The following is a 5200-nucleotide window of genomic DNA, read 5'->3' as shown; positions in this document are numbered from 1 at the left end:
TTTAAAACAAAAGATTATACTTATTATAAAAAAATCACTGATGATATGATGTTTAACCCAGCGTTATCTTCATTTATTCGTTTATTTGATCACTATGGTGATGAAGATACGTTATTACTGTTAGGTGAGCGTTTAAAATATAGCCATACTTTAATTAATTAAAGGCATATTTATTTTTGATTAAAACGTTATAAAAATGCGCTATGAAAATAAACATAGCGCCATTTTTTATATTTAGCAGTATGACTTATTTTATCATCTCTTTTAAACGATAAAGTTGTTCTAAGGCTTGTCGAGGTGTGAGTGCATCAGGGTCTATTTTATCCAACGCTAATTCAACCTCTGAAGGTTCCGCTTCTGTTAATAACATCAGTTGTGATGTTTCAACATGACCAGCGCCTGAGTTGCCTGATAACATTTCAAGCTCTTTTAATTTTTGCTTGGCGCGCCGGATCACTTCTTTTGGTACACCTGCTAACGATGCGACGGCTAAACCATAGCTTTTACTTGCTGCACCTTCTTGAACACTGTGCATAAAAGCAATCGTATCGCCATGTTCAACGGCATCTAAGTGAATGTTTGCAGTACCTTCAAGTTTTTCAGGTAGTGTGGTTAATTCAAAATAGTGGGTTGCAAAAAGAGTCATCGCTTTTATGCGATTTGCTAAGTTTTCAGCACAAGCCCAAGCTAGAGATAATCCATCATAAGTGGATGTACCTCGACCAATTTCATCCATTAAAACTAAGCTGTTTTCTGTCGCATTATGCAGAATATTGGCTGTTTCTGTCATTTCAACCATAAAAGTAGAACGTCCAGAAGCAAGATCATCAGAAGCACCTACACGCGTAAAGATACGATCGACTGGACCAATTAAGGCTTTTTCCGCTGGTACAAAGCTACCAATATAAGCGAGTAAAGTAATTAATGCGGCTTGACGCATATAAGTACTTTTTCCTCCCATATTTGGACCTGTAATGATCAATAAACGACGTTGAGGCGCTAATTGTAATGGGTTTGAAATAAAAGGTTCGCTAAGGACTTGCTCAACAACAGGGTGACGTCCCCCTGTGATTTGAATACCTGTTTTCTCACTTAATTCTGGGCGAGTATAATTTAATGATTCAGCACGCTCGGCAAGGTTAGAGAGAACATCTGTTTCAGCTAAAGCCTCAGCACTAATTTGTAATGCTGTAAGGTGAGGTAATAGCTTTTCAAAAATCTCTTCATAAAGCATTTTTTCGATAGCTAATGCTTTACCTTTAGACGTTAATACTTTGTCTTCATACTCTTTTAATTCAGGAATGATGTAACGTTCAGCGTTTTTCAACGTTTGACGACGAACATAGTGCATCGGCACTAAATTGCTTTGTCCACGACTGACTTGAATGTAATAGCCATGTACACCATTAAAGCCCACTTTAAGTGTATCAATACCCCATTTTTCACGTTCGCGAATTTCAAGTTTATCAAGGTAATCACTTGCACCATCGGCTAATGCTCGCCATTCATCTAATTCGGCATTATAACCAGAAGCAATAACACCACCGTCACGTACTAATACTGGTGGTGTTTCAACTATGGCATGTTCAAGTAATTCACATAATTCATCGAACTGGCTAATACGCTTTTGTAATTCTTTAATGTAAGGCATATTGGTTTGTTCAAGCACTTGGTGAATATCGTGATATTGCTGGAAAGCATGGCGCATACGAGAAAGATCACGAGGTCGTGCTGAACGAAGTGCTAAACGTGCTAAAACTCGCTCTAAATCCCCAATTTGTCGTAAAAAAGGCTGCAGTTCAAAATAGAGAGGCTGTAATGCACTAATTGCATCTTGGCGTTTAATAAGTTGTTCACGTTGGCGCAAAGGCGAGTGTATCCAACGTTTCAGCATACGGCTTCCCATGGGAGTAACACAAAGATCAAGCACTGATGCGAGTGTGTTATCAGTACCTCCCGCAAGATTTTGTGTTAATTCGAGATTACGACGGGTTGCCGCATCTAGAATAATTGAATCTTGAGGGCGTTCCATCGTGATGTTACGGATGTGAGGTAATGCGGTGCGTTGTGTATCTTTCACATATTGTAATAAGCATCCTGCAGCGCAGAGTGCCAAATGTGCATTTTCAACACCAAAGCCCGTTAAATCACGAGTGCCAAATTGCAGATTCAGTTGTTGCCTTGCGGTTTCTGGTTCAAATTCCCAAATCGGACGACGACGTAAGCCTTGCTGGCGTTCAATTAATGCCATTGATTCAAAGGTTTCAGGATAGAGTAGCTCAGCTGGGTGAGTGCGTTGCAGCTCTGCTGCCATACTTTCGCTATCAGGCATTTCTGTTACTCGAAAACGTCCAGATGTGATATCTAAAGTGGCATAACCAAAAGCGCCATTTTTATCTTGCCAAATAGCGGCCAAAAGGTTGTCTTGGCGTTCTTCAAGTAAAGCTTCATCAGTGACCGTACCTGGTGTAACGATACGAATAACTTTGCGCTCAACAGGGCCTTTGCTGGTTGCCGGATCGCCAATTTGTTCACAAATCGCGACGGACTCTCCTAATTGAACTAATTTAGCCAGATAGTTTTCAACAGCATGGTGCGGAACACCCGCCATAGGAATAGGTTGACCTGCCGACTGACCTCGTTTTGTTAATGAAATATCTAATAAGCGAGAGGCTTTTTTAGCATCATCAAAAAACAGTTCATAAAAATCACCCATACGATAGAACAGTAAGATTTCTGGGTGCTCTGCCTTTAGCTTAAGATACTGTTGCATCATGGGGGTGTGGGATTCGAAATTTTGGCTGTCAGTCATGGTGTCGTCTTTCTTAACGTATTGAAGTTTATCCCGTTTGTGGGTGCTAGTTGTTGAACTATATCTAGTTTTATTTCACAAACATTATACGGCATCATACCATTTTTACCTCCAAAAGGTACTCCTACTGACATAAGGTGGGAGGGGAATTGGGTCGCTTAAGAAGCCCGTAGGATCATCAGCCACGTATTGTTTCACAACTTCCAGCGGTGCGCCTTGCCTCCGCCCGCACGCACTTGCAAAGTATGAAGGCTTTACTGTATGCGCCCCGCAAATCCAGAAACTTATTACGCAAACGTCAGGATGTCACCGTTTTCAGGGCGTTAATCGGTATGGATAACTGTACTGTTGGTTGTCATATAAACTAACGGTGATAAAATGCACTATCGCCTGTTTGAAGTGAGACTACCATGAAAAAGAATGAATTAATTCAATCAACAAAACCAACTCGCAAGCAGCTTATTCGCTCGGTAGCAACCTCTACGGCGATTGAAACAGGGCAAGAGTCCCGTCGCCTTGAAGAAGAAATGAAAGCGAAACGTGAGAAGTTTGGACATTTGAAACTGGCGATTTAGTTTTCTTTTAAGGCTTCATTAACCCAATATTTCATGGGTTTATAGTTAAGGTTTAACCCTGCGTGGATTGCTGCGATATACTGCTCGGGGTGTTGAGTCCAACTTTCATAGTCTAACGGCTGGAAACCAGCTTGTACTGCCATCACATCTGCGAGTAAACGCGATAAGCGTCCATTTCCTTCCCTAAAGGGATGTATCAGAATTAATTCCACATGTACTGTGGCAATAGCTTCTATGGCTTGTTCTCGGCTCATGTTGGTGCAGGGCGTGTATTTCGCTAAATATCCTTTCTCGAATTGAGCAAGTAACTTTGCAACACGACTCGCAGGGGCAAACATAAAGCCACCCTTGCTAATATTCACCGTACGTAACTGACCAGCCCACTCGTAAACATTCCCTAACCATTGGCGGTGCCAACGCTGAATAAGTGATACGGTAATTTGCTCAGTGGGAAATTGTTCTTCAAAAATGACTTGATACAGTTTTTCTAACAGGACAAGCTCTGCATCATTGATATCATCAACGTTTGAAAGCCCTAGCTTATTAGCTAGCACTTCTTCATCAGAACCATCAGCAAATTTTCCTTCGCTATTAGATACATCATATCTATTCATTTTATACTCGTCATACTTCAAGTTGCAGCGTTGTTGACTGTGTTCATTCTCACTAGTCACATACTTATGTATGCTCCTAGCGACTCATTCACTTGTCGCCTAGCTGCACCTCGAATTATTTAGAGTATAAGCGCTGGCTAGGTTAAATAAAATAATAACTACCTATAAATCAACGGATTAATTAAGTGTAGGTTGAATTGTAGGTTTTGCTGAAAAATTAATAAATATCGTTATATATCAATACTGACACACCCATGCATCATGGAGGGGGGGATTCGAAATTTTGGCTGTCAGTCATGGTGTCGTCTTTCTTAACGTATTGAAGTTTATCTCGTTTGTGAGTGTTGGCTCATTTTTATGATGTTCTGTGAATGTGTATTTTGCTGTGCAATTGGTATTAAGATATTTTACCTTTATAGGTTTTATCTCCTTTTGCCTCATTACTAGCATAAGTCTATTGCATTTCTCTAGTTGTAACTCAAATATAATCCGTGGTTATTTGTGATCTATTACTAACTTTGCCGTGTTAAGTTTGACGATATAAAAATCCCATGTTAACTTCCCCAGTAAACGTAGGGATTGTAATAGTACCTAGCTTACTACACAAAACCCATTTGTAGATAGAAAAATGTCTTTTTTTGTCTACAAATGGGTTTTTGCGTTTTTAAGCCTTAATAAAAGAAAATTTTTGAGCATGCCAGATGAACATGAAAATTAAAAAAAATATTAAATAACAGTGTTGTGATCTCTCTGGATGAAGCAGAAAAAGAAATTATCGTCATGGGAAAAGGGATTGCCTACGCTAAAAAAGTAGGTGATGAGATAACATCTGAACAAATAACTAAAAAATTTATCTTAAGCCCTAAAAATTGTCCGCAGAGAGTGCTCGACCTTTTATCGAATATTACGTTAGATTACGTAGAAATAGCAGACAATATTATTCAGTATGCAAAAGAAAAAATGACCTTAGATACACAAGATAGTATCTATATTGCATTGATCGACCATATTCAAGCCAGTATTGAACGGTATAAAGAAGGGACTTTTATAAGAAATAAAATATTGTGGGAGATAAAAAAATTTTCTATTGTGAAGAGTTTGATATTGGTCTTTATGGTTTAAAATTAATTAATGATAGATTTAATATTTCAATGCCAGAAGATGAAGCAGGATTTATTGCATTACATATTGCCAGTATT

General features: G+C 39.0%; 5 protein-coding genes. 3 read left to right on the top strand and 2 right to left on the bottom strand.

Annotated features, from left to right (window positions below; all coding sequences use genetic code 11):
• Nucleotides 1-247: 247 nt before the first annotated feature.
• Nucleotides 248-2812 (bottom strand): DNA mismatch repair protein MutS, encoded by a 2565-nt coding sequence (gene mutS, locus BHE89_RS09075; protein ID WP_069367296.1) that lies wholly within the window; start codon nucleotides 2810-2812, stop codon nucleotides 248-250.
• Between the two features lie 410 nt (nucleotides 2813-3222).
• Here mutS and BHE89_RS23750 point away from each other — a divergent pair, with 410 nt between their 5' ends.
• Nucleotides 3223-3387, top strand: a complete 165-nt coding sequence (locus BHE89_RS23750) for a hypothetical protein (RefSeq protein ID WP_171729898.1) — start codon at nucleotides 3223-3225, stop codon at nucleotides 3385-3387.
• Here the strand turns inward: BHE89_RS23750 and BHE89_RS09070 are convergent.
• Nucleotides 3384-4001: a Fic/DOC family protein gene (locus BHE89_RS09070; protein ID WP_069367298.1), complete on the bottom strand. Its 618-nt coding sequence runs from the start codon at nucleotides 3999-4001 to the stop codon at nucleotides 3384-3386. The two genes, BHE89_RS23750 and BHE89_RS09070, sit on opposite strands and share 4 nt — an antisense overlap.
• Before the next feature lie 741 nt (nucleotides 4002-4742).
• Between BHE89_RS09070 and BHE89_RS09065 the strand changes: the two genes are divergently transcribed.
• A complete protein-coding gene (locus BHE89_RS09065; RefSeq protein WP_286146020.1) occupies nucleotides 4743-5123 on the top strand; it encodes a CAT RNA binding domain-containing protein in 381 nt (126 codons plus the stop codon).
• A 29-nt stretch (nucleotides 5124-5152) separates the two neighbouring features.
• Nucleotides 5153-5200: hypothetical protein (locus BHE89_RS26955; protein ID WP_353615113.1), on the top strand; the 48-nt coding region annotated here is incomplete at its 3' end.

Source organism: Shigella sp. FC1967 (genome assembly GCF_001743005.1).
Lineage (GTDB): Bacteria > Pseudomonadota > Gammaproteobacteria > Enterobacterales > Enterobacteriaceae > Proteus.
Note: the sequence above shows the minus strand (reverse complement) of the source record. Positions and strands in the feature narration are given on the sequence as shown.

Bases quoted from the DNA above. Each gene is read 5' to 3' on its own strand.
- BHE89_RS23750 (WP_171729898.1), top strand. From the start codon at position 3,223: ATGAAAAAGAATGAATTAATTCAATCAACAAAACCAACTCGCAAGCAG.
- BHE89_RS09070 (WP_069367298.1), bottom strand. From the start codon at position 4,001: ATGAATAGATATGATGTATCTAATAGCGAAGGAAAATTTGCTGATGGT.
- mutS (WP_069367296.1), bottom strand. From the start codon at position 2,812: ATGACTGACAGCCAAAATTTCGAATCCCACACCCCCATGATGCAACAG.